This window comes from Paraglaciecola sp. L1A13, assembly GCF_009796745.1.
Lineage (GTDB): Bacteria > Pseudomonadota > Gammaproteobacteria > Enterobacterales > Alteromonadaceae > Paraglaciecola.
Genome location: NZ_CP047024.1, coordinates 1,499,987 through 1,525,133 on the forward strand (window position 1 = coordinate 1,499,987; position 25,147 = coordinate 1,525,133).

Annotated in this window: 18 protein-coding genes; 9 read left to right on the plus strand and 9 right to left on the minus strand. The window is 41.3% G+C overall.

Annotation, left to right across the window (positions count from 1 at the left end):
* Positions 1-337 precede the first annotated feature (337 nt).
* Complete coding sequence (locus GQR89_RS06255) at positions 338-535, minus strand: glycoside hydrolase family 127 protein (protein WP_233269096.1); 198 nt, start codon at positions 533-535, stop codon at positions 338-340.
* A 252-nt stretch (positions 536-787) separates the two neighbouring features.
* The gene (locus tag GQR89_RS06260; RefSeq protein ID WP_158769261.1) at positions 788-2,713 is read right to left on the minus strand and encodes an alkaline phosphatase D family protein; all 1,926 of its coding nucleotides are present in this window, start codon (positions 2,711-2,713) and stop codon (positions 788-790) included.
* A 505-nt stretch (positions 2,714-3,218) separates the two neighbouring features.
* On the opposite strand from GQR89_RS06260, the gene GQR89_RS06265 reads away from it, so the two are divergent.
* The gene (locus GQR89_RS06265; RefSeq protein WP_158769262.1) at positions 3,219-5,207 is read left to right on the plus strand and encodes a methyl-accepting chemotaxis protein; all 1,989 of its coding nucleotides are present in this window, start codon (positions 3,219-3,221) and stop codon (positions 5,205-5,207) included.
* Between the two features lie 462 nt (positions 5,208-5,669).
* Complete coding sequence (locus GQR89_RS06270) at positions 5,670-7,067, plus strand: hypothetical protein (RefSeq protein WP_158769263.1); 1,398 nt, start codon at positions 5,670-5,672, stop codon at positions 7,065-7,067.
* A gap of 106 nt (positions 7,068-7,173) precedes the next feature.
* Here GQR89_RS06270 and GQR89_RS06275 read toward each other — a convergent pair whose 3' ends face one another.
* Both GQR89_RS06275 and GQR89_RS06280 read right to left on the minus strand, forming a co-directional pair.
* Positions 7,174-8,013, minus strand: a complete 840-nt coding sequence (locus GQR89_RS06275; RefSeq protein WP_158769264.1) for a PEP-CTERM sorting domain-containing protein — start codon at positions 8,011-8,013, stop codon at positions 7,174-7,176.
* Positions 8,014-8,674: 661 nt separating this feature from the next.
* Positions 8,675-9,631, minus strand: coding sequence for an MBL fold metallo-hydrolase (locus tag GQR89_RS06280; protein ID WP_158769265.1), 957 nt, complete (start codon positions 9,629-9,631; stop codon positions 8,675-8,677).
* Between the two features lie 158 nt (positions 9,632-9,789).
* On the opposite strand from GQR89_RS06280, the gene GQR89_RS06285 reads away from it, so the two are divergent.
* Entirely contained in the window at positions 9,790-10,911 is a 1,122-nt protein-coding gene (locus GQR89_RS06285; protein ID WP_158769266.1) for a DUF2855 family protein, read from the plus strand.
* Between the two features lie 45 nt (positions 10,912-10,956).
* Here GQR89_RS06285 and GQR89_RS06290 read toward each other — a convergent pair whose 3' ends face one another.
* Positions 10,957-11,454, minus strand: a complete 498-nt coding sequence (locus GQR89_RS06290) for a DUF2244 domain-containing protein (protein WP_158769267.1) — start codon at positions 11,452-11,454, stop codon at positions 10,957-10,959.
* 416 nt (positions 11,455-11,870) lie between these two features.
* Between GQR89_RS06290 and GQR89_RS06295 the strand changes: the two genes are divergently transcribed.
* From GQR89_RS06295 to GQR89_RS06315, 5 genes are all read left to right on the plus strand, one after another.
* Positions 11,871-12,836 (plus strand): sulfite exporter TauE/SafE family protein, encoded by a 966-nt coding sequence (locus GQR89_RS06295; protein ID WP_158769268.1) that lies wholly within the window; start codon positions 11,871-11,873, stop codon positions 12,834-12,836.
* A gap of 172 nt (positions 12,837-13,008) precedes the next feature.
* Positions 13,009-13,941 carry a formate dehydrogenase accessory sulfurtransferase FdhD gene (locus GQR89_RS06300; protein ID WP_158769269.1) on the plus strand — a complete coding sequence of 311 codons (933 nt, stop codon included), beginning with the start codon at positions 13,009-13,011 and terminating at the stop codon, positions 13,939-13,941.
* A gap of 136 nt (positions 13,942-14,077) precedes the next feature.
* Positions 14,078-16,399 (plus strand): FdhF/YdeP family oxidoreductase, encoded by a 2,322-nt coding sequence (locus GQR89_RS06305; protein WP_158769270.1) that lies wholly within the window; start codon positions 14,078-14,080, stop codon positions 16,397-16,399.
* Positions 16,400-16,442: 43 nt separating this feature from the next.
* Positions 16,443-17,189: a hypothetical protein gene (locus tag GQR89_RS06310; RefSeq protein WP_233269097.1), complete on the plus strand. Its 747-nt coding sequence runs from the start codon at positions 16,443-16,445 to the stop codon at positions 17,187-17,189.
* A 316-nt stretch (positions 17,190-17,505) separates the two neighbouring features.
* Positions 17,506-18,288, plus strand: coding sequence for a hypothetical protein (locus tag GQR89_RS06315; protein ID WP_158769271.1), 783 nt, complete (start codon positions 17,506-17,508; stop codon positions 18,286-18,288).
* A gap of 513 nt (positions 18,289-18,801) precedes the next feature.
* Here GQR89_RS06315 and GQR89_RS06320 read toward each other — a convergent pair.
* The 4 genes from GQR89_RS06320 to GQR89_RS06335 all read right to left on the minus strand — a co-directional run bounded on the left by GQR89_RS06320 (position 18,802) and on the right by GQR89_RS06335 (position 24,246).
* Positions 18,802-19,488, minus strand: coding sequence for a hypothetical protein (locus tag GQR89_RS06320; protein ID WP_158769272.1), 687 nt, complete (start codon positions 19,486-19,488; stop codon positions 18,802-18,804).
* A 149-nt stretch (positions 19,489-19,637) separates the two neighbouring features.
* Positions 19,638-21,251: a methyl-accepting chemotaxis protein gene (locus tag GQR89_RS06325; RefSeq protein WP_158769273.1), complete on the minus strand. Its 1,614-nt coding sequence runs from the start codon at positions 21,249-21,251 to the stop codon at positions 19,638-19,640.
* A gap of 725 nt (positions 21,252-21,976) precedes the next feature.
* A complete protein-coding gene (locus tag GQR89_RS06330) occupies positions 21,977-23,146 on the minus strand; it encodes a tetratricopeptide repeat protein (RefSeq protein ID WP_158769274.1) in 1,170 nt (389 codons plus the stop codon).
* A gap of 77 nt (positions 23,147-23,223) precedes the next feature.
* On the minus strand, positions 23,224-24,246 hold the full coding sequence (locus GQR89_RS06335; protein WP_158769275.1) for a PEP-CTERM sorting domain-containing protein: 1,023 nt from the start codon (positions 24,244-24,246) through the stop codon (positions 23,224-23,226).
* A 488-nt stretch (positions 24,247-24,734) separates the two neighbouring features.
* Between GQR89_RS06335 and GQR89_RS06340 the strand changes: the two genes are divergently transcribed.
* A complete protein-coding gene (locus tag GQR89_RS06340; RefSeq protein ID WP_158769276.1) occupies positions 24,735-25,055 on the plus strand; it encodes a cysteine-rich CWC family protein in 321 nt (106 codons plus the stop codon).
* The last annotated feature ends 92 nt before the right edge of the window (positions 25,056-25,147 follow it).

Below are 25,147 nucleotides of genomic sequence, written 5' to 3' on the forward strand. Positions count from 1 at the left end.
TGTGCGCTAATCTACCTAGGTGACGTTGGCGTTTATCTTGCTAGTGCTGATAACGTAAATTGTACGTTTCTCATTTTGGCAAAATGCTAAGAAAGAGCCACACAATTGCTGTGCAGACACCTGCCTAAAGCTATTAATTTACGGTTACTTGCAGATGATAAGTAAAAATACTGTCATTTCCGCCGTACCTCGGTTACTCCATGCCGCCGTACCTCGGTTATTCCATGGGTAGTAGGGTTCAATTTAAGACGTATAACGTCCCATTGGGGTTTTACTATCTTATTATACATTTCGTTAGTGCTGTCTTTACGGACTAACAAGTCTGCTGAAATAGTGGTCATACCGCCCAAAAATCATCGCGATAATTGGCTTTCAAATCAGAGTCTGAATCAATATACACAACTAGAATACCGCTTTTTTCTGGGGTATCAGACGTTTCGATACAATAAACTAACGGACCACGTTTAACAGCGGCTTGGTTGCGCACTTTTTCTATGGGAGGTTGGCCTTCAACGAATTGAATATGCATCGGCATATTTAATAGGATGTCATCGGCCGCCTGCCATTGACGTTCAATTTTAGCGTACTGACCGACTTAGACTGCTGTAATCTCTTAGCCATTTACACTTAAAGTGGCGCCTTTTACCCCATGTGAAACAACTGCTCACGAAAGGGTTGTCTTCTTGAAGTTTAGGGTAAACCATCAATAGCCTGAAGGCGTGTCAAAATACCTTTAAGTGAGCCGCACTAAGCGTTGTTAATTCTCACTTTTAGCTTGCTTGAATACTCAGTCATCTAAGATGAAATGAATTTGCTCATCTACGAGTAATTGGCTGATAAGTACAGGTTTACCGGCTTCGTCTAATTCAACCAAACCGATGCCCGAACCGTTAACCAACCGCTCACCGGCAGAGGCGTGTGAAGGCTTAAGCGGCGTAACACGCATGTTACGTCGTTTGGTAAAGGCATTTAACGGTGAGTAGGGCGCGTATAACCAGCGATTTAATCGGTCTAGCCAGTTGAGCAAATTTTCGGGGAAGGTATTGCGAAGGCCGCTACTGGTAATTTGCCAGATATCCGGGCTGTTACGTCGACGTTTTATTTTTACATGATAAGCGTACGAATAATGCACATCACCGGATAAAATCACAAAGTTTTGCGGTGTTTGCCTATGGGTAAATAAATTTAATAAGTAATTGGCACTACCTGGGTGGGCCATCCAGTTTTCTGCATCGACCATCAACGGTTTCCCCAATCGTGTAAACACCCTTTGTATAGCTTCGATAAGTTTCACTCCGAATATTGGCGCAGGGGAAACCAATACCACGGCGGGTTCGTTGATAAGAGTTTGTTGTAATTCGGTTAGCGATTCCCAGTCCATCAAGCCTGACGGTTTGTTTAGATTAGACTCCGACCACCAACGTTGAGTACGCGTATCAAGTACCAATAACTTAGGGCAAGTGGGCCAGTGATAATGCCATTGCTCGAAATCTAATAACTGATCGATAGTCAGATTGTGTTGTGCTGCGCCCAAATCGTTCAGGCTTAGTTGAATATTATCGAGCAACTCATCACTGAATTTTTCAGGGGCATTCCCCCAACCTTGACACAATAAATAGGCCATTAGAGCATTGCCTATAATGCGTCTTGAAAACGCATTGCCATAGGCTGTTTGCTCCCAATCTGCGGTCAAATTCCAGTCATCCGTAACGTCATGATCATCAAACATCATGGGGCAAGGTAAATGTGCCATTACGCGTCTAGTGCGATTTAATCCGCTGATGAATTGTTCGATTAAGACCAGTTCCGCTTGATAACTCGCCATGTTTTGCTCATCGATTGATTGAGGCATAACGGTACTTGCCATGCTCCAGCACTCGGGTGACCAGCAAAGCAAGTACATGGTTATCATTTCTGCAAACGAGACCAGGTGATTATTAGCATGTACCGTGGTAAACACCGGTTTTTCTGCGGATTTGAACAGAGGTATACGCAGTGTCTGGCTGCTTGCATCACTAGGTAAGATTTTCACTCGCTTATTATATAAGGCTTGCGCATTGTGCAGCGCGTGGCTGTCAGGCACATTTGATTGAGTAAATGTCTCATTAGCGATACCCAATGTGGGAATAACACTGTGAATGGCTGTTAGCATTGGGGCAGCTACATCGTCTGCATAAATTTGATCCCCTGACATCATCAATAAACTTGGCCATTGCGTTACGTCACCACCTATCTCTGCCAGTAGTTTGTCAGCAATCACTAACCCGTCTGGGCTGTCGTGATGTGGTTTTCGGCACGACCCATGAAGAATTTTTCGTAAGCGAGAATGAATTACAAAGCCGGGTGTTGACCTATGTGGGTAACAAATGTCAGTGAGTAAATCTGTCAGTTTAATCGACGTGCTATCTATACAAGTAAAGCCTAATTGATAACCAATCCAACAATCCGCTGGCAGAGGGGTGGTAAGACGTATGTGAATCAAATGAATATAGAGGTGTTCGCCTGACTTGATACATCTATGTTCAGGATTACTCACAATTTCGCTGTCAGATTTGTTCTGGTTAAGATTGTACGTCTGCGCTTCATGCCCATCGGGCGTCAACGTGACGGATATGCTAACAGGCTGAGTGGTGACTAACCATAAAGTGACCTCGTTGACCGTCAACTTTTTTAAAATAGGACCAGCCAGTACTTTTACATCTGGTAGTTGCAAATTGTCTTCCTAATCAAAAGCGTGGTGATGCGAACAGAGAATTATTTTAGCAATGATCCTCAAGGTTGATCCAGCACGTCAGGCGTTTTAGCCGAAACCTATACGACTTTGCTGTGTAGGGTGAGCACGTTGGTGAATTTAGTTTTGTGTCAAGGGCATCGTTAATTATTTGCAGAGTTAGCCGATATAAAATTAGAAACCAAATTTAGCAGCCATGAAAACGAGCGATTATGCTTGTTTAGGTAAGATAAGCGCGTTGATGTATGACTCTTACCTCATTTTAGTCGTATCGATTTTTCTATCGATTATATTTGAAACGTTAACTAACTGCTTGGTTTATAAGTTAACTGTTTTCACAAAACTGGTCTACGTTGAACTGCGTCGACACGGTTTTTAACACGTAAGACGTGCGTAGTTTAGTGGCCTTTTAGATTAATATATAATTTTTCGGATTGTAGTTTTCAAGAATATAATTTTTTGTTCTGAGTGGACTGAAAGGATTTAGATGACTTTTTTTAAAGATTTATCAATTAGATACAAACTGCTTTTAATAGCATTAACGCCATTAATTATCGCATTAATCTTTATTTTAAACGGTGTGCTTAAAAACTATCAGGTGCTCAGTAGCATGCACAAGGCACAGAAATTAGGTATTTTAGCTACAACAGCTAGTCAATTAGTTCATCAATTACAAAAGGAGCGAGGATTTTCCGCAGGTTACCTTGGTTCAAAAGGACGACAATTTTCGACTGCGTTAAATACTCAGCACAACGAAACTGATCTGCAACTAAACAAGTATCAGAAGTTTGTTGAACAGCTTGAAAGTGAGCGTTACGATCCACGCCTTTCTACACTTCTAACATCTTTAACTCAGCGCCTTAAAAAACTTTATAATATGCGTCAACGCATTAGCCAGCAAGTTGTTCCCGTGGGTGAAGCCATTGGTTATTACACCACAACGAATGCCTTATTGTTGAGCATTAGCAGTGTTATTTCTGCGAATATTGATCAACCAAGCATCAGTAACCAGACCTCTGCTTATTTGAATTTCTTGCAAAGTAAAGAGCGGGCAGGTATCGAACGAGCTGTGCTAAGCAATACGTTTTCTTCAGGGCAGTTTGCCAGTGGTGACTACATCAAATTCATTACGCTGCTATCCGAGCAAATCACATACATGAATGTGTTTTTGGATTTCGCTTCTGAAAAACAAGCAAAGTCTTATCAAGAGATAGTTGCAGGGCAAGATGTTGATGAAGTCGAACGTTTGCGTGATGTTGCCCTGCAACAATTGGATGATTTTGGTATTGAGGCAACGCACTGGTTTAAGGTCGCCACAGGACGGATCAATAAACTGAAAGAATTTGAAAATTTATTAGCCGATGAATTACTGTCTTCTATCGATAGAGCTGAAGCGCAAGCGATGAGTAACTTACAGTGGCTTATTGCATTATCTGCGCTGACATTAATCATTAGTTTAACCCTGAGTTTTATATCGATACGTCAAATTAGCAAACAAATCAGTTCACTTTCAAAAGCAATGATGGAAGTGCAACAAGAGTCGAAGCTTACCGCCAGAGCGAAGCAATTCAGTAAGGATGAACTAGGTATTTTAGCCATCGACTTCAATAAAATGGTGAAACATGTTGCATCACTCACCAGCAATGTACGTAATGCCAGTCGTGATCTTGTCAAAATCGTATCAGAAATATCGACTATCACTAACACCGTAGATCAAGAGGTTCGCTCAGGTTTAAGCCAGACCGAACAAGTGGCGGTTGCCATTAATGAAATGGAAGCCGCTGTACAAGAAGTTGCTGCCAACTGCGCGGGGACGGCTGATAAGTCTAGACAAGCGAATGACGCTGCAAATAACGGCGAGCTACTCGTCAATGAAGCGAGTGAAAAGGTAACTAAGCTCTCCAGTGAGATTGATCAATCAAAAAATATTATTCAGTTGGTAGCCGACGACAGTGATGAAATTGGCAGTATATTAGATGTAATAAACGGCGTGGCGGATCAAACTAATTTATTAGCGTTAAACGCGGCTATTGAGGCCGCCCGCGCAGGTGAACAAGGGCGTGGTTTTGCCGTTGTTGCTGATGAAGTCCGCTCACTAGCGAAAAAAACAGCGGAGTCCACAGCGCGGATTAAAGGCATGATAGAGCAATTACAAAGCCGCAGTAAACAAGCCGTTCAAGCTATGCTAAATAGTCAAGAATCAACCAACCAAACTGTTGTTGGATTTAAAGGCGTACTCACCCAATTAGAAAATATCACCAGTCAGTCATCGCAGCTCAGTGATATGAATTTACAAAATGCAGCGGCTACTGAGCAGCAGTCAGCGACCGTAGATGAAGTGAATAGAAATATCATTAATATTCAGCAAACCTACCTGAGCACTAACGAAAATGCAGCGTTGTTAAAAAAGAGTGCCTGTACGTTGGGCTCAGTGGCAAAATTATTAGATGAGGAAGTCAGCCGCTTTATTGTTTGATTTGTTTACGATACGCAGCCTGATAGCTCAGCATTCTAATAGAACCAAATATTCTTATGTCGCATGTTCAAATATGTGAACATGCGTAACCTATGCATTACTAAGGCGTATTTCCGATTGGCTTATGTCGAGAGTTAATTTTGGGACGATTATTATAACGGTTATTTTCTTACTCTGTTTTAATGAAGGTGCGCTCTAAAATATTTAGTCTTTTTATTATTAGCTCGTTGATCTATCCTGCGATACTAAGCACCGCTGCATGGCTCTTCAAGTAACCTTTACATCAAGCATCTGCATTGTAAATTCCAATTAACTGAAAATAACGAGTAATTGCATTGTGAGTTTTTTTACCCGACACTGTTTGCAGTAAAAAGGGCTGCTAATTACCCGTTATAGGTTGAATTATAAGCGAAAGAAAGATTAGCAGTAAGCTCGTTACATAGTGTCAATACAAGGATTTATATGATTAAAAGCACTATTTTTTTACTCAATATCAGCTTGTTAATATTCCCTAAAGTAGCTTTTTCTACGGAGGCCAAATTATTTCAATTTTACCCTGATTGCGATTATGACGTTATCGATACTATTAATGTTAGCGGCAGATTGCGCTTTTCACCCGGGAGTACTCGGGAAGAGTCATTAGATAAAACGCGACTTAGTGTGATTGAAGATATTTTACAGCTCGCAGGCGAAAAAGGTGCCGATGGAGCAATCCTAACCGAAAAATCCACTTACTTAGATGATAAAACTACGGAAACTCGTATCACTAGAAATCGGCTAACATTCAAAGCCCAATTGGTGAATAATTGTTATATTGGTGCGCCGTTATCTGAAAATGCCACTCCGTTTGACGAAGACGGCTTAAAGAAACGAGCTATAAACTTCTCATCCAATATTTTGGCCGATGCTCAACATATTATTACCTATGAAATTGAGAGTCAGCGTCCTGCGCCTGCGTTAACATCCCAAACGGTAAACTTCACGCAAGGAGCTTTCGGTTTGCCGCTTAACAGCACTTATCAGCAAATGTTGCAACACTTTGGTACGGCTACAGGAGTATTTAAACTAGGAGGCGTGCGTAAAGTTGTTTCTTACGGTCGCGATTTCTGGCTAACTTTTCTTAATGACAAGCTTATCAGCGTTACAAATCAGAATGTTTGGTTGAGTAATGAGCTCTTAAGTATGATGGAGTTTGACCGACGCTTCGAGCTACAAAATTGGCGAATTTTAGACAACATTAAATTGAATATGCCAATGACAGATATCGCATTATTATTAAAGACTAAACAAGATCCTCGACATTTTGTTCGCATCAAGCAAGAGGGTCTTTTGATAACGTTGCAAGGTGTAGCCAACCGAGTTGTACTAAACGAGCTACCGGAATATGGTGTGACATATTATGCCCTATCAAACGCTAATTTTACTGTGGATAAACTAAATATTTCAACCAACCAAAGCGCCACTGACATGCTTTCCAAATTTATCGAACTTAAAGGCGATAAAATGGATATTGAAACATTGAAGTCCCAAGCGTTAGGGTTAGTGCGCAGTGACAAAGACAGTACAATGTTAATCATGGACAATCATATCGTGCTCGATATTAAAGGACAGGAATTAAATAAAGTGTATTTACTCGATTCTGCCTTTTCTAAAATGCAGTTAAAGTTTGATTCTCCGTGGCACATAGGCAAGTTGAAGCAAGGGCTATCTATTGAAGACGTTAAGGTTTACTTAGGAGATGATATTTTCGGTTTTGGGGATATGCTTGAAGTGAGTAATGAGCGATACATGCAAGAGCTTTATTTCAGCGACTATGACACAGGCTTGGTCCTTGAGTCGTCTGAAATTACGCTATTTTAAGTATCTTCCATGTATAACCGAAATAGAGTCCTATCGTTCAAGTGACTGAATAGCAAAAAGCCGGCGAACCGGCTTTTAAAAATTAGATCGCGATTTAAAGGGATATTTATTTCTTAAATCTTCTACCTAAACCCAGACCTAATAGACCCAATCCTAAAAATGCGAGGCTTGCCGGGGCAGAAACAGGACGTTGATCCAAGCCAACTACGATGTTGTCAAATTCTCCTGCAATACCTGAGGTAATAACGCGAAATCTGTTAAAAGATTCATCAAAACTAAAGTTGATATTCACATACACGTTAGATGAATCAGCTACCTGATCACCAGCTTTACCATTTAACTGGGCCAGTAATTCAGGGCCAGTAATTTGCGCTACTAATACGTCATCTGAGTAAAATTCAAACGAATTGTACGCATCAACTGAACCCCAATAAAAACCCAAGTAGTTGATACTTGAGTTGGCTAAGTTTGGCGATATATTGCCAATATTAGCTAAAAAGTCTTTGTAGTCGATATCTACGTAACTTGCTACGCCCACTGTTGTAGGAGTGGTATAAGCGTAACATGTGGTATCACCTGCAGGGGCCGCTGCAACATTACCATCAGAGCCTTTTCTAACGTTTAATACGTTCACGTCACTTGGGGAAATAGCCAGCGGTGAGTTAATCGCACAACCGTCAGATTTACCCGCTACGTTATATTGTGTGTCGCCACCACTAGGGATACCTGGTATTGCCGTTGCTGTATCAAAAGTAGAAACGAAAAAACCATCACTAATTGAGGTAATCGTGTTGTTAGCGTTTACATTTAAGCTGGTTTTGTTCGAGCCATCAGTCGCCGCTTGGCCACCAAAAGAAATCGTTGCTGCACCTGCTTGTTGCGCTACCGCTAGCGTTAAAAGTGTTGCGATTGAAACGGTTTTAGATTTATTCATTAACGCGTACATAGTGTTTATTTGCCTTATAAGACAGTTGGGTTGTTGATACTACTAAGATCGCCATAGCACAAGCTGAGCCAACTTGTAAAATCATTATAAAACAGATAGTTACCTTACGTTTAAGTCTGAAATTGAAAAGAAGTGTAAATGTTTTTATGGTGTTTATTTTGAGAAGCAACAGCAACGAGGATTAAATCTGAACAAAATCAATCGATTGTAAAATTTACCGACATAAACAAAGCTAGTTTAACTGTAAATAACATATCTTGTCTTTTTGTGAAATCGGAGTGAATTTAAGTTAAATATCAATTAAATCAATGTGATATTTTTCAGTCTTGGTAAATTTGATTTTCAAAAGTGTAAAATTTTTCGATATGACGTGGTTTGAAACGCACTTGAATAGGATGAGCGCAAAAGAAGTAAGCCGTGCTAAATCTCCGCATACTAGATGAGATAGTCAATGAAATGACCATCACCACACTATCCGAAGAATGAATAGTACAAATCAATCGACCGTGTATGGCTTATTAATAAAGTCTCCCGCTGATGAATTAAGCTTGTTATCCGAATCACTGGATGAAACGACGCGAGATATCATCATTTTTATATCTTCGTTTTCAAACAAAGTCGAGCCAGCCCAACGCCCTTGTAGGACTGGCTTTAGCCATGTCTAAAACGTTGCCATGTCTGTCGCCATCTCCACTTCTCCAGCGAAATTCTGACGAATATAGCCAAGAGTGGCTTCAGTATCATTTCTCGTTCGATTCATAAAATGCGACAACACCACTGTCTTAGCATTTGCTTCTTGGGCTATTTTACCAATTTCAATGGGCCGCATATGCAGGTTTATCGCAGCACCTGATGCACCTTGGGGTACCGCGTTATGCATCACAAGTATGTCGCTGTCTTCCCCCAACGCCGCTAAGGTATTGAATTTGTTGTTCATATCTCCTGAAAAGGTAATAGCGCAACCATCAATGTCCACCCGCCAAGCGAGCGCAGAAATTGGCCCATGATGCACAGGGCTAGCAGTAATGGTGATATCTTCATCAATTTTCAGGCTATGTTGTTTAATTGGGGTCAGTGGAATGTTTTGTGCTTTGATATGATAGGCAGCCTCGCTGCTGGCATCGGAGTAGTCACTTAAATAAGCGAAAGCACCTTTATCACCGATTAAGCGTGCTAAGTAGTCGCTGGTATCTGGCATTAAAGTGTTACCAGCAGGTCCAAAAACCGTTAAATCTTCTGTGCGTTGGGTGAAATATGAGCCTTTTACATAGGCGGGTAAATCAGCGCTATGATCCACGTGTAAGTGGGTGAGTAAAACTACTTTCAAATCGGCAAAATCAGCTTGCGCAGCACCGAAATTGACACTGCTTCCTGGGCCTGCATCTATTAGCACTTTGGCTTTATTCTTGTGCCAAATGAGGTAACTAGCAGAGGCTCGGTCGTCGTTTAATTCGGGGCCGCCGGAGCCTAATACTTGAAGCCTAACTTCTTGTTGTTGACAGCTTTGTGCTTGCGCAAAAATAGAATGAATACTCAGCCCTAGGGTAAGTGTTAACAAGGCTTTTGGGCTTATTTTTCTACTATGTGAAAAACAGGAAGTTATTGGGGGGATGGGCATGATGAGTCCTCAGGAATGTGGCTGAATGTGCGAAAATTAGTCGCTGTTATGTGCTCGTATTCACAAATGTGATGGATTTTGTAGCATAAAAATTTCACTAGCTCCCTATAATCGTTCAAGAATTTATCATAGCTTCTTTTACAATAAGGACACATCTTATGTCAGACGACAAGCTCAACGATACACAGATAAATAGTACCGAGGTTTGGGTAAACAAAGCGGATGTTGCAAAAACCAAAATCGTCCATGGGCAACTGGACACAACCCAATTACAAGATGGACAGGCCATTTTGCAGCTTAATAGCTTTGGTTTTTCAGCGAACAATATTACTTACGCCGTGACCGGAGACAAGATGGGCTATTGGGGTTTTTTCCCTGCTGACGAACAATGGGGCATTGTACCTGTCTGGGGGTTTGGCACTGTTATCGCTTCTAAGCATCCTAAGGCACAAGTTGGTGAAGTCGTTTATGGGTACTTCCCCATGGGTACACATTTAGTCGTCAATGTTGATAGGGCTAATGACGTAAGCTTTTTTGATACCCATCCGCAACGAGTAAGCAGCTCGCCAGTGTACGATAATTATTTACGCTGCGCGCAAGACCCTGCATACCAGCAAGATTCACAGGCGTGGCTCTTAAATTATCGGCCTTTGTTTATGACATCATTTGTGCTTGATGATTTTGTCGGTGAACATATCAACGATAACGTCACCACCGTTTTATTAACCAGTGCATCTAGTAAGACTGCCTATGGTTGTGCGCATTTATTGATGAAGCATAAAGCTGAACGTGGCGGGCACTATCGTGTTATCGGATTAACCAGTGCAACCAATAAAGATCTCACCGAGTCATTTGGTTGTTACGATGAAGTACTTGAATACACTGACATTAATCAACTAAGCAAAGACGGCGAAAGCTGGGTGTTGGATTTCGCGGGTAATAAACAGCTGTTACTCGACTTACAAGATTTGCTTGGCGATAAGCTCAGCAAAGAAGTATTTATCGGAGCGACAGATGTTAAATCTCAATCCAATAAACCTAAAGGCAAGTTACACGGAGAATTGTTTTTTGCTCCCCATCAGGTAAAAAAACGCACTGAAGAATGGACGCGAGACGGTTTCAACGAGCGTTATGCGAAAGCATGGGGAAGTTTCAGTGCTCATATGCAGGACAAAATCAGGGTAGTCGAGTATAGCGGCGCACAATCAGTTGTTGATCTTTATCAGTTGGGCTTAGCTGGCAAGTTGAATAACGAAGAAATCAATGTTGTGTCCTTTTAACCTTTAAGGTTTCTAAACGGTCATTTTCTGCTCTAAGGTGGCGAGCTAAGCTTGCCACCATTTATCGCTTAAGACGGTGATTGGCGCAGCTTTTAGATACTTCAGGGCAATTATTCTATCTGCCTGATTCAAGAACTCCCCGAACACGATCCTCCGCGAATCATCTATAAAGCTCATTTGCATGCAGTCGAAAGCTCCTTGCGCTTCAATCAATGCCACATGGGTATGGTTGCGTTCAAATGACCAATTCTTTTGTGGTCGATAGGTGCCTGATTGCAATTTTATCGACGAGTCAGTGATGGTAATGACTTGTTGTTGATACGTGTAAAGGGATACTCGATAAGCAATGAACCACAGTAAACCTACCTCTATTCCTGCAAATGGTAGTACTAACCATGCGCCAATAAATGCCCATGCTATCGATATAATAAGCACCAGAGAAGCTATTATGGATACCAGTAGTTTGGTCTGGGCCCAATTTGCCGAGCGGTTAGGTGACAGGGTTAACACCCAATTTTGGTCCGATCTAACGAGTTTAACCATGATATGTTTTTTTTGCAGATTGGTACCGAGCCTGCGACATTAATGTAAGCTGCGAATACCAATTTAACGCGTCAGAATTCCCCATATCTAGGAGGAACTTACTTCTGCCTAAATGGAGCTTGAAAAAGCAATCGCCTTGTATAGGGTGAGTGAATATCAGCATGATTTTATTGTCATTCATGGTTTACTTACCTATTTCTAAAGCGGTCATCCTCAGCTACATAAATTACTATGACCTCAGGACGATTACCTTCTCAACATCAATTCATTATAACTGAGCAAAACGTTACTGCTTTTCTGTGCTCAGTTTTACGTTGTACAAATGCCACAATAAATAATGGGAACGGTAAACGGGGTAGATCGGTTAACGGTTTTCTGGCACAGTTCTGTCGATATAAAAATGTAGTGTAAATTTAATGTTTTCTCAATTTACTGCTCTGCAAATTCGCGGGCTTATATTCGTCTCTTGGTGCGTCGTTTTTATCACGTTGCAAGAACCTATGAATTTATTTGTTGATTATGCCGCTTTCGCAATACTTGGTGTGCTTGGGGCCGTGTTTGCGAATGCAACAGGGGCAGGCGGTGGTGTTGTATTTGTGCCGTTTTTTAATCATATGGGCTTTTCGCCAAGTGCCACGGTCGCCACCAGTTTTGCCATTCAGTGTTTTGGTATGACAGCGGGCGCGTTTACGTGGTGGCGCTTTCATAAAATGCAAAGTCTCAGCCAAGGTGAAAATCGAAGCGCTGAACAATATCAAGACAAAGCGTCGAGTAAATTCGCGTTGCAAAGTGCTAAGCATCTTCATTTAAATCAATGGCAGGGTCTGTATTCAGTGTTATTACTGTCGATCCCGGCGTCGGTTACTGGTTTACTCATTGCGCAGTTTAATCCGGCCTGGTTTGGTCCCTTGGCTAAGGGTGATATGTTGCATATTGGCTTTGGTGTGTTCTCTATTTTACTCGCCATTTGCATGTTTTTTATGGTGGCCGTAACGGGACGCAAACCGCCAATAACACAATTACGACCGTTAGATAGTATTTTGTTACCGATTATTTGTATTTGTGGCGGCATAATTACGGCATATTTGTCTATTGGGGTAGGGGAGTTGTTAGCGGTATATTTAATTACACGCGGTTTTAATGTGACCTTTTCTATTGCTTGTGCGGTGATACTAAGCGCAGCTACGGTATGGTCAGGAGTGATACACCATGTAATGGTGAGTCAAGCTATTTACTGGCCCGTCGTGCTGTTTGCTGGGCCTGGCGCAATAATCGGCGGTGTTTTAGCCAAGCGTTTGGTTCTGCACTTTTCACCAAAACATGTAAAGCTGTTTTTTGCTAGCTGGATCTTGATTTTAGGCCTATCGGGCCTAGTATTTTAAGTCTTCGCGCAGACAAACATCGTTTCGGTCTACTCCTTTCGCTGTTGTGTTTAAGCTAATGCACTGAGCCACGTTTGGGCTGTTATAGTTTTCGATAATAGGAGTAAGCTGTGTTCACTCAGTACTCACCAATGTATATTTTTCATGCAAACCTGTCTTATCTGATACAAAGGTGAATAACGTTAATTCATTTCCAATTACACGGCTCACTTCATCCAGTTCACTGGCTTGGGTGCAAGATCCTGAGCAAATCGAGCAACATATACTCGACGATAACATTGCTAGCGAGGAGCCTCTTGAAATTTGGATTAAACATCCATTAAAAAATAACGCTAAAGCTAATCTGCTGCTTACCACAATGCGCAGCCCAGGTGACGACATAGCGTTAGTGAGAGGCTGGTTGCACACCAGTGGCTTAATTGAAAATAGTGCTGATGTGCAAAGAGTTACTCACACTGGAAGCCAACGAATTAAAGGTAAAGGTGGGAATCAAGTATTGGTTAGTTTGCATCCTCAAGCTAATTTCGATTTTAGCGCCGCCGAAAATGATGCAGCGAGCCACATTGAGTATGTGAACTCAGGTTGTGGGGTATGCGGGCAGCGCTCAATCGATGTACTGCTTGATAAACGGCCTCGTAAAGCGCAAATCAGCGAACCAGCACTGTCAGTGCAATCTATCTTGTCGTTAGCGAACGCCTTAAGGCAAGGACAAACAGCATTTTCCCTAACAGGTGGTAGCCATGGCGCGGGTTTGTTTAGTCTTGAGTCACTGCCAATTGTCACTGAAATTACAGAAACAAATGAGTGGTTGTTAGACGTGCGAGAGGATATAGGGCGACATAACGCTCTGGACAAGCTGATCGGCGCACAGTTGCCTGTTTTGCTTGATGCCAAAGAGCATAACTACGGCGTAATATTAAGCTCTAGGATCAGTTTTGATCTGGTGCAAAAAGCAGCGATGTCCAATCTGCATTTTATTTTAGCAATGGGAGCACCTTCTAGTTTAGCCATTGAACTGGCACAGGAATGCGACATCTGTTTAGTTGGCTTTATTCAACAAAAACGCATCAATATTTATACTTGCGCACATCGTGTTAGCAGGTAAACGCAAGTGAATTTTCAGCGTCTATTTTTACCGGTTATTGATCAGCTAAAAGATACGGACTGTCAAGCGAATATCGACAGCTAACCAGCAAGTTTATACATTTGCTTTCGAGCGATTATTTATCAAAGGAGTCACCATGAAAACATCTTCGACAGCCGACATCCAGGCTCACTCATTTGACCCATCTGATACCCAGCGGATTGAAATCAGCCAGCCAAAAGAATGGGCGGCGGGGATCCCCGCGGTTCTGTCAGCTTACAAAAATGTCACCAGTAAAGCGGGGCCGATTCAAGGCACGCGTTTATTATTTGATTTAAATCAAATTGAAGGTTTTGATTGCCCTGGCTGTGCTTGGCCGGACCCATTAGAAAAGCGCGCCACATTTGAGTTTTGTGAGAATGGTGCCAAAGCGGTGGCAGATGAAGCTACGACTAAGCGTGCTGATGCTGCATTTTTTGCCGAGCATAATGTGAGCAAGCTTCGGGGGAAATCAGACCGTTGGTTAAATGATCAAGGGCGTCTTGTTCAGCCAATGTGGTTACCTGAAGGTGCAGAATATTATCAGCCCATTGACTGGCCGCAAGCATTCACCCTTATTAGTGAGCAGCTCAAATCATTAGATAATCCTAATCAAGCCGCGTTCTATACGTCAGGACGTACGGGAAACGAAGCGGCATTTCTGTATCAACTATTTGTACGCAAATTTGGTACTAATAATCTGCCTGATTGTTCAAATATGTGCCATGAATCGAGTGGCGTTGGCTTAGGGGAAACCATAGGTGTAGGCAAAGGTACTGTGAGCCTAGAGGATTTAGAGCACGCTGAAGCAATTTTTGTATTTGGCCAAAACCCAGGTACTAATCATCCACGTATGTTGTCATCATTGCAGGCGGCTAAACGCCAAGGTGCTAAAATAGTGGCGGTTAATCCACTTGATGAAACCGGACTTAAACGCTTCAAAAACCCTCAAGAAATATCTGGCGTGATTGGTAGTGGCACCGCTTTGCGCGATTTATACTTGCCAGTCAAAATTAACGGTGATGTCGCACTGCTTAAAGGCTTGTGTAAGGCACTGATTGAGCGAGACAGTGATCACCAACCTGTTCTTGATCATCAATTTATAAAACAGTATTGCCATGGATTTGATGCATTTAAAGCTGATATCGAGCAAACCACTTGGCTTGACATCGAACAAGGCAGTGGGTTGACTCAAGCCCTCATTCAGCAAGCCGCAGATATTGCTTGTGAGTCGAAAAAGACCATTTGTTGTTGGGCAATGGGTATGACCCAACATAAAAATGCGGTAGCAAATATTCAGTTGATGACCAACTTTTTAATGTTACAAGGCAATTTGGGAAAACCCGGCGCCGGTGTTTGCCCAGTGCGTGGTCACAGCAATGTACAGGGCGATCGCACCATGGGTATTTGGGAAAAACCTGATCCCGAGTTTTTAGATGCTCTGGCAAAAGAATTTGCTTTTAATCCCCTTAGAGATAATGGCGTAGACGCAGTAGAAACGGTGCATGGTATGCAAAAAGGGCAGATCAAAGTACTGTTTGCTTTAGGCGGCAATTTCTTTAGAGCTATGCCCGATCACCAAGCAAATGATCAGGCGCTTACTCAATGTGAATTGACTGTGCAGGTCTCTACTAAGTTAAATCGTTCGCATTTACATACTGGTAAACAAGCGCTAATTCTGCCGGCATTAGGGCGTACCGAAATTGATACCCAAGCAAGTGGTATTCAAACCATTACGGTAGAAAATTCCATGGGCGTGATACAAACCTCCCATGGCAAAATTCCACCGGCATCAGACTTACTTAAAAGTGAGGTTGATATTATAGCCGAACTCGCACAGCACACCCTGCCAGACGATGGGATAGACTGGTTAGCTATGAGGGCTGACTATCGTCTTATTCGTGATCATATCGGCAATGTTATCCCTGGTTTTGAAGATTTTAATCATCGCATTGATACATTAGGTGAGTTTGTATTACCTAATGCTGTGCGTGATGCACGTCAATTTGCAACGGCCACCGGTAAAGCAAATTTTGTGGTTCATGATATTGAAAATATTGATGTCCCAAAGGGGTGTTTGTTGATGATGACCATACGTAGCCATGACCAGTTCAATACTACGGTTTATACCAATAATGACCGGTATCGCGGAATTCATGGTACACGCAAAGTGTTGTTTATCAGTAAAGAGGACATCGCTGATTTAGGTTTAACCCCAGGCCAACATGTGAGCATTCGTAGTCATTGGCCAAATGATAAAGTCGCCCTTAGAGAAGTCAGTGATTTCGCACTGGTGGAATACGGTATACCGAAAGGCTGCGCTGCGGCTTATTATCCGGAAACTAACGACTTGATCCCCATTGGTAGCGTGGCCGATAAAAGTAATACGCCAGCATATAAGTCTATTGTGATCAGCTTGCACGCTAAAGAGATAAGTTGAAAAATGTGTGTTTTAACAACGGAAATATAAGATGGAATGTGTGATGAAACCAAACGTGCGGGATAAGACTAATAGGCGTAGTACTTTGTTACTAGCGATATTATTAACCTCTAGCTCGATGTTACCGAGCCTAGCTTATAGCCAGCAGCTCAGTCATGAAAAAAGCCAGAGTATTGATAGTAGTAATGCACAAAATGTCGGTCCAAGCTTAGTTTTAAGCGTATCACCTAAGTTACACGCCCTGCAGCAGCGCTGGGCAAAGGTAAATTACACCTTAGAAGGTGATGAGCAACTTGCCGCGTTTGAAAGCCTCATTGCTCAAGCGCGCGCGTTAACGCAAGCGCAACCGAATAATGCCGGTTATTGGGCATGGTTAGGTATATGCCAATCAACCTCTGCGGCCGCAATCGGTGGCACGGGAGCGTTAGGCTTAGCTAAGGATGCTAGAAAGTCACTGGAAAAATCAATCAAGCTTGACGATAACGCATTAGACGGAGCTGCGATGACAACCTTGGGTGCGCTTTATCATAAATTGCCGGGTTGGCCGTTAAGTTTTGGTAGCGATAAAAAAGCCAAAAAGCTGCTGACAGAATCGGTTGAACGTCATCCCACAAGCATTGATGCCAACTTCTTCTATGGGGAGTTCTTGTTTGACGATGACGACAATAAAGCCGCACGGGAATACTTACTGCGAGCGCAGCAAGCTCCGTCTAGGCCTGAACGGCCTATGGCTGATAAATATCGTCGAATAGCGGTTGATAAGCTGCTCAAGGACATAGAAAAAGAATGAGCTAAGTAACTTACAGCGCTAAATTATTTCTGTAAAAGATGTTTTATGGTTTGAAATACCTGCGCCATAAACCGTCTTGCCTATAAGTCATTAGAGAGAGAGCGTTTATGTCGTCATATAACCTGAGCATGGAGCAGATAAAAGCATAGTAATGCCTGTTTGATGCAAGACATCGTGAAAGTACATACGCAATCGTTGTTCCACGGCTGTGCTTGTTTATTTTGTTGATAAGTCATTAAGCCATTTGGATGATATCTGGTTGCTCAAGTGTTCTGCTACAATAACCGTGTTAATTAACTAGCGAAAAGAGAATTTCATGAAAAAAGGATTAGGCGTTTTTGGTTTGTTAGTATTGCTAATTGCAGGCGGTGCTTGGTACTTGTTAAGTGGTGCAGGGGACTTTATTCGTGTGCAAATTGAAGAGCAGGGAAGCAAATATCTTGGTTCAGCTGTAACGGTTGCCAACGTTGATTTAGCGCTGACTGATGGGCGAATGACCATCAATGACTTAAGCGTAAAAAATCCTACAGGTTTTAGCTCTGAAAATGCGTTCAGTGTGAATGCCATCACGCTTGATTTAGGCGAAGTCATTAGTGAACCTTATGTTATTCAAACTGTTAGCATTAATGCGCCGGAAATCTTATATGAAGTAGATGCAAGTGGAAAAGGGAACTTACTCGCGCTTAAAGACAATGTAGAAGCTAATATTCCAAAGACACAAGACGAGCCTGTGCCGGAATCAACAGATGGCGCTAATCCTTTGGTTATCGTTGAAAACGTAACGGTAAGTAACGTTCGCCTTAAGCTAAATTTTGAGCAATTACCTACGGGCGATTTAAATATAAAGACGAAATCCTATGAGGTGACGCTACCTACTTTCAATGCAGGACCTATTGGCAAACCTAATGGCATGCCAGCTGACCAAGTAGGTGTTGCTGTGGTCAATGCAATGCTCGATAACGTGATTGCCGCTGCTAAGTCAGAAGCGAAAAAACGTTTAGAGGCTGAGGCCAAGAAAAAAGTGAAAGAAGAGCTAGATAAGCAAAAGGAAAAGTTGTTAGAAAAAGCCGGGGACAAGCTTAAGGGATTGTTCAACTAGGCGAGTATTTCAATGTCGCTTTGCCCCACACTCGCATAGTTTGAGGACGATGCAAAGCGACATGTTGTGTTTTATTGCACACAGGATATGCTTTGCCAACTCTCTAGTCCTAGGTTGTCCATCTACAATCATTGCATTTTTCAGGAGCAATGATATTAATACATAAACTAAAATTCACTCAAAATAAAGTAACAATTATTGAGTTAATTAAAGTCAATTTGGATTGATTTTATTATTTAATATCAGTGCTTGCTAGTGGGTAATTTAAAGTCGATATAAATGTTATTCGGTGAACGTGTATTGAAACTAAATTTATAAATTCAGTTTTTAAAAAGGTGTCAATTAAATATGACATACTACTTTTAAATCTCATCAAGCGCCCCGATATTAAAAATGCGTAAATTCTTAACGGATAATGGTAGTAATTTGATCTTCTCGTTAAAAATTTATAATAAGGGTGTTCAATATTTATTGAGTATATTTTTTATAGTTAATAGCACTCGGTATTGATTCTTAAAGCACTGCGCTTATATGTAAGCCACCCCAGCTTTTATCGTTATATTCACCTCCCACATTTTTTAAATTGTTGCCGCTAATATTGTGTTCAAGGGTCGCACTTATCGAAAATGTGTCGTTCAGTGCATGGCTGGCAATTATTCCGAAATAAGTATGATTATGACCGTCAAATTCGTCACTAGCGTAGCCATAATCGAAGGTTACTCTTGCATAAGGATTAATACTGAAGTGCGGATTGATTTGGTATTCTTGTTCTAGCCCTAACTCTAAAAATGAACCGTCGGCTTGTGTGCTATAGACAACATTTAAACTTGGCGTTATCCAATCACTACCTGACCACGCCGCGCCAGTTCCAAATTCATTATCGAAGCTATTATCTTTAAAAAATTCCAATCGAGTGTAATTAGCAAACAGAGCAAAATCATTCCATTGATGGCTATACTCTAATCCAACGTTGAGTTCATCATACTTGCTACTTTCACCTTCTCCGTAGGCTGCACTTAGACTAATTTCATCAGTTACCGGATAACTGAAATTAATCCAAACAATACCACCTTCAGGCAAATTATTTCGCCCTTCGGATACATATTTGCTGTCGTAACCAATATCTAATTCTGCAGCCAAGCTAGCAGATGCTAGCGGTATTAACACTATGGCAATAAATAGTTGGTGGATTGAACGCAAATTGACATCCGAGGTTTTACGGTAAAAACAATACCCTTATTGTAGTGTGTTTTATCGCCTGTACAATTAACCTAAAGTATTGTTTATGGGGATGTTGAATGATTCATTTATGCGGACGTAAATGCTCTAAGACGCTTCGTATGGCTGTTTTATTTTCCATGGATAAGCGCACTACTTAGACCGATTAGTTCATCGGATAGACGACGAACTTCGTCGCCGGAAACTTGCACGTTGCGCACAGATGCGGTCGTACCAGCTGCTTTTTCCTGAATACTGTGCGTACTTTTTACCTGCTGCTGAATCACGTTTTTTTGCTGCATAATCGCAGTAGAGATATTAACGGTGCGGTCGCTTATATCATGTGCCGACACACTAGCATCTTGAATATTAGTCAAAACCCCCATGACGCTTTTCACCGCGGTAGTCGAGGTGGATTCGCACTTTATCATATGTTCAATAGCGTCTTTAACCACACCTTGCAGCAATGCAATTATATCGGTAATTTCAGTGGTTGAAGATTGGGTACGCGAGGCAAGCGCTCGAACCTCATCAGCCACAACCGCAAAGCCCCGTCCATGCTCACCAGCTCGGGCTGCTTCAATAGCTGCATTTAAAGCCAGCAGATTAGTTTGATCGGCAATAGAGCTGATAACACTCAGTACTTTTTCTATTTCATTAGTGCGCTCTTGCAGGCTACCAATAGATTGAGATGCTAACGAGATGGTTTGGTTGAGACTTTCAACTTCATTTACAGATTGCTTTAGTTCAACGAATCCGTTTTGAAGCTGTTGGGATGACGACTCCAACTGATTTTTCGTGCTTTCTGTATTGTCGTTGATATGCGAAACCGCACTAAATAACTGGTCTAACGCAACGCTGATGGTATTGGTTTCGTCTTCTTGAGCGGTAGAGTTATCAATCGATATTCTAGCGTCGGTGATTAAATTCCCGGATATTGCTTTAAGGCTACTGGAGGTATTGGTTAAACGATGCGCAATATCTGCAATTTTACTGACAAACGCATTAATTGAAGTGAGTATTTCGCTAAATTCATCATTGTGTTTTGATACTAGTTTGCGGTTTAAATCAATCTTACCTGTCGCTAGGTCGTTGAGCATTTCAGTCACATTTGCAAGAGGCTTTAAAACGGCGCTCTTAATAACGTAAATGATAATTCCCAATAAACATAAGTTTAAAAAACAGGCCATAATGACCACTGTTTTCATGTTACTAAGTGATGCAGAATTGTCGATTGCACTTTGATTTGATGCTTTGCTGTTTTGCACCAAAATGTTTTCGACTCGTTGGGCAATATGACTTGCTGTGGTATCAAATTTTTCCATTATTAAATTACCGCCACTGGGGCCTTGTGCAACATACGACTGCGCCATGGTTTGACCTACTTGATAATAATCAGCAAGGTCTTTTTCGGTCGACGCTAACATACTCGGTGTAATGGCATTTAACCCCGCAAGGTTATTTAGGTTTCGTATAGCAAATTGATAATGCTCTTCAGCTACTTCGAAACCGTCATTTAAACCATCTAGGCCCCTAGTTGCACTAATGTCTGTTAGCCACTGCTGAATTTGTACTACATTAAACTGAAATTTATAAGCTTCTTCCGTTGCTGGTGTAATTCGACTAGATACCTTTTCCACATTATTAGAAACTGTTAGCGTTAAATAAGTTAGCGCGCCGCTTTGTGTCAATAGAATTGAGGCTACTGCGAATATTAAAAACAACAATTTTTGTTTAATTGACATTGTGTGTCCTAGTAATAATAAAAAAATATCGTAAAATTTTGCCATTAACCTAAGGTATCGGCCTGAACATCAATATCGAGACACTTAATGTGAAAATATATTCTGTGTTATTTGGGTTTCATATTTAAAGTAGCACAAAAAGCAAAAGAATCGCTTTATTATGCTATTTACGGCAGATGTGGCTTTTGATAAAACTGAGAGTTGATCATTTGGTATCGAATTAATTAAGGCAATTGAGTATCAAAATTCGATATTTGGACAGATTATATTGCTCGCTTAAGCACATAATAACCGTTGGTGTTCAAGTTGTTAATACTCTGGAAAATTAATAAATAATATTTAGAATAGGCACTTATTTATGCAGTTTAACTGCAAATGTCTCACGTTATTTAGAGAGCCATGGGAGTAAATCCACGTCATAAACATGAAATGACAGCCTTAAAATAAAAGGTTGTTGGCAAGCAAAGCGGCGTTTATCTCTACCTGAAAATAGAGCCATTCAGTTTCATAATAAATATATTAAGGTTAGGCGGTCGTCGATAATCTTGTGTTTTTATCCAATTATCGAATGTACTCGGATTATTTTCTCAATTATTAATACTGCTATCAAAATGCAAGCGGGCAAAAAATACAATATATTTAATCGTATTTATATGAACGCTATACCTATCTCTTTTAAATTTTATTACAGCTCGTAAAGGAACGCCTCTAAGCAATGGTTATTGTCACTGTGGCTGCTCTATTCTTCTTAGGGTTTGTTTTAATTCTTCGCTATCAGGGGACAACTCTAACGCTTTGTTAACAGTGTTTTTTGCTAGTTTATACTCGTTTAAATGCAAGTAAACAGTACCTAGCGTGTCCAGATAATTGGTGTTCTTTGGTGAATATCTGACCGCATCTTTGGCAAATTTTAATGCTTCTTGCGGGTTTTTTTTATGCATCAATTCGATGTAAGCCATATTATTGTATGGTTCAGAATACGTTGCGTTAATACTCATGGCTTTTCGATAGTAAACTTCGGCCTGTTCGAAGTCGCCAGCCATGTGATAAACATACGCCAGCTTGGTGTAGACCACTTCATTTTCACCATATTGTTCCATAGCTTGACGATAAGTACTTATGGCATTTTTTGAATTACCTGACTCAGCATACACATCAGCCAATGTTATATAGTCCATTGCTGAAGGATTCGCATTTTTGTGAACAGCAAACGTAAAGTTTGTAATGGCTTCAGCATACTGATGTAGTTTCCGATGATAATGACCCTTAAGTTTGTAAGGCAATACCAATGTCGGCGCAGCATGAATTATTTTGTTCAAAGGCTCGATTGCTTGCTTTAGGTTACCTGATCGCGCCAAAGCTAAACTTAATCCGTATAAGTACGAAACTTCCTGTGGTTTCGTTTCGAGCGCTTTTTTATATAACGTAATAGCCGCCGCGGCATCCCCAAACCTAGACAACTTGATAACGGCCAGTTCAACATTCGCTTCGGGTAAAGCAGGGTTAATGCTTAACGCCCTTTCGAAATCGCTAACCGCTTCATCAATGCGCTTCTGTTTTAGCAAATAGCGTCCATGGGCAGTATACAGCTCTGCGCTATTGTCTGTATGTTCAAATGCCGTAAGAAAATAAGCGTCGGCTGCTTTTGAATTTCCAAGATTGTCCTCAATTTGAGCTAGGCCGATTAAAGCATTTACATTTTTTGGATCCCGCCCAAGCAATTTTAGATATTGCTGTCTAGAGGACTCAATATCGCCCTTATTCCATTTTTCTACTGCGTCACTAAGTAGTAGTTTGTCGCTATTGAGAGGTATAGATGTGATAGGAGCTGCGGAAGCTGGAGCTGAATACAAGGCCACGGTTATCAGCACCAATATTAGTAGGTATATTTTCATGACGTATATCTCTGAATTAAAAAAGCCTATAAACAATTTATAGGCTTTTTGTTATTTTATACAATCGCCTGGTAGGTTTACTTATTTGACATCATCTTTCTAGCTTTGCGACCCATGCTAAGTAGTGCTAACCCAAATATTGCAAGCGTACTAGGTTCAGGCACAGGGTTCGGGTCTACAGGTTTATTGTCTATAAAGGCTTCTGCTGTTATCGACAGCCCAGCAAAAAAAATGTTGTCATCGGTGGAGGGATTTTGTGTCTCAATAGTGACCAATGTGTCCCCCACATTTAAAAATGGCTCCAAGGAATACAACTCATCATCGCCATTTATTGCGCTACAATCATGGTTGTTTGCCCTGTCATCGCCAATACCGCCAATGGTAATGAGACCACCATTTGCCGCAAAACCATCATTCTGCCCGCCCGCACAGGTAGTCAATGAGTTTCCATTTATATCCACAATTGAACTTTGTGAATTGTCATTCACTTGAAAGCTATAGCCAATACCAAGTGAAAGCGTGGCTTCAAATCCCGGCGCAGCGAGATCGGCAGCGGTTAATGGATCTGCTAAAGAAATAAATGCGCTATCACCCGTTGTCTGACTAAATCCGTCTAAAAACGCGATTGAACGTAATGTTTCAGCAGGATTACTATAAACAATTGCAAGTGCTTCTCCATCTATTCCACCCGTGGGATTTTCGCTTAAAATATCAAAACTAAAAGGAGCTGCTCCACCACCACCTACAGCAGCGGAGACTAAACTCGTCACATCTACTCGAAAAGCCTCCAAGAATGCATTGTTGGCACCTAGCGATGTCCAATCTGCGCCGCTAAAGGTTGTTCCATCGAAATTGACCGTTGGTGTAGCTGAGCTTGGGGTATTGGTTGAGTATAAAAAAGCAGCTTCAATTGTTGAGCCCGTAGGTACTACTGCATCAATTGAACACGTAGGTGTATTATTGCTTCCACATCCGTCTATCGACCAATTACCATTGCCGTTAAAAGAATATGAAGGTGTTAAAGCTGCGTGGCTAGTGAACGACATTGCGCTTAATGTTGCTAAAGCGCACAGTGTTAGTGTGGGATTATATATTTTCAAGTAAATCTCCTTATTACTTTATTCGGCACACCAAGCCTTAGAAGCGAGGCGTATTTGGTTCAGTTTTCTAACTGCAACGGAGATTTGCATAAGTTAGGCCAATTGAAAATTATCGTATATTTCAATTGGTTAAAAATTAACCAGATTTGAGTTGTATAAAAAACAGACACTTTTATGGTTGATTACTTCTCCCAAATGACTTAAATGCATTGGCTGAAAAAATATTATCGCCAGCCGTTAATCGATTCATGAGCTTATTGTTATGGTTCGACAACTTGATAGATAAAGGGCTAGTGATATCAACTTAACTAGAAAATGGACTGGGATTGAATAACAAACATCGAAGTGCTTTTGTGAGCAGTTTTAAAGGGCACTTGTGATTAACTTTAAAGCGTTATGGCATTCAAAAAGCCAAGACGTGTCCTCAAATTTGCTACAATTGGGCGTAACACCGCTGATACGTTAATTAAAATAATGAATAAACTTCTATGAATATTCCTCAGAATGATGCTGCAAAACACTGCCCGTTTTGTCACCATGGTAACCAATGCTTGGCTGTTGAATCGATTAGTTCATCGCCCGTTGTTAATTCTGCAGCAATTGCGGCAATTAAGTCCAACAACATGTCAGTTGCCCAAGATAAGCCAAAGTCAACCTGTTGGTGTTTTGTGCAAAACATACCCCAAGGATTAATCGATTTAGTACCACAGCGCAGTAAAGGGCAACGGTGTATTTGCGCAGGCTGTGTTGCGAATTTTATTCGTGACCCTGAAGGGTTTCGAGCTCAATATTGTCGCGCGGCTTTCTAGCACTATTTAACGGCTTTGTGCTGGTGGTAGGTGCATAATCAGTCACCAGTCGTTCGTCTCTTAAACCTAGGTGAAAAGTGTTATATGAGCGT

Bases quoted from the DNA above. Each gene is read 5' to 3' on its own strand.
- GQR89_RS06285 (WP_158769266.1), top strand. From the start codon at position 9,790: ATGTCAGACGACAAGCTCAACGATACACAGATAAATAGTACCGAGGTT.
- GQR89_RS06295 (WP_158769268.1), top strand. From the start codon at position 11,871: ATGTTTTCTCAATTTACTGCTCTGCAAATTCGCGGGCTTATATTCGTC.
- GQR89_RS06315 (WP_158769271.1), top strand. From the start codon at position 17,506: ATGAAAAAAGGATTAGGCGTTTTTGGTTTGTTAGTATTGCTAATTGCA.
- GQR89_RS06280 (WP_158769265.1), bottom strand. From the start codon at position 9,631: ATGCCCATCCCCCCAATAACTTCCTGTTTTTCACATAGTAGAAAAATA.
- GQR89_RS06275 (WP_158769264.1), bottom strand. From the start codon at position 8,013: ATGTACGCGTTAATGAATAAATCTAAAACCGTTTCAATCGCAACACTT.
- GQR89_RS06330 (WP_158769274.1), bottom strand. From the start codon at position 23,146: ATGAAAATATACCTACTAATATTGGTGCTGATAACCGTGGCCTTGTAT.
- GQR89_RS06310 (WP_233269097.1), top strand. From the start codon at position 16,443: ATGAAACCAAACGTGCGGGATAAGACTAATAGGCGTAGTACTTTGTTA.
- GQR89_RS06340 (WP_158769276.1), top strand. From the start codon at position 24,735: ATGAATATTCCTCAGAATGATGCTGCAAAACACTGCCCGTTTTGTCAC.
- GQR89_RS06270 (WP_158769263.1), top strand. From the start codon at position 5,670: ATGATTAAAAGCACTATTTTTTTACTCAATATCAGCTTGTTAATATTC.
- GQR89_RS06325 (WP_158769273.1), bottom strand. From the start codon at position 21,251: ATGTCAATTAAACAAAAATTGTTGTTTTTAATATTCGCAGTAGCCTCA.
- GQR89_RS06290 (WP_158769267.1), bottom strand. From the start codon at position 11,454: ATGGTTAAACTCGTTAGATCGGACCAAAATTGGGTGTTAACCCTGTCA.
- GQR89_RS06305 (WP_158769270.1), top strand. From the start codon at position 14,078: ATGAAAACATCTTCGACAGCCGACATCCAGGCTCACTCATTTGACCCA.
- GQR89_RS06255 (WP_233269096.1), bottom strand. From the start codon at position 535: ATGCCGATGCATATTCAATTCGTTGAAGGCCAACCTCCCATAGAAAAA.
- GQR89_RS06265 (WP_158769262.1), top strand. From the start codon at position 3,219: ATGACTTTTTTTAAAGATTTATCAATTAGATACAAACTGCTTTTAATA.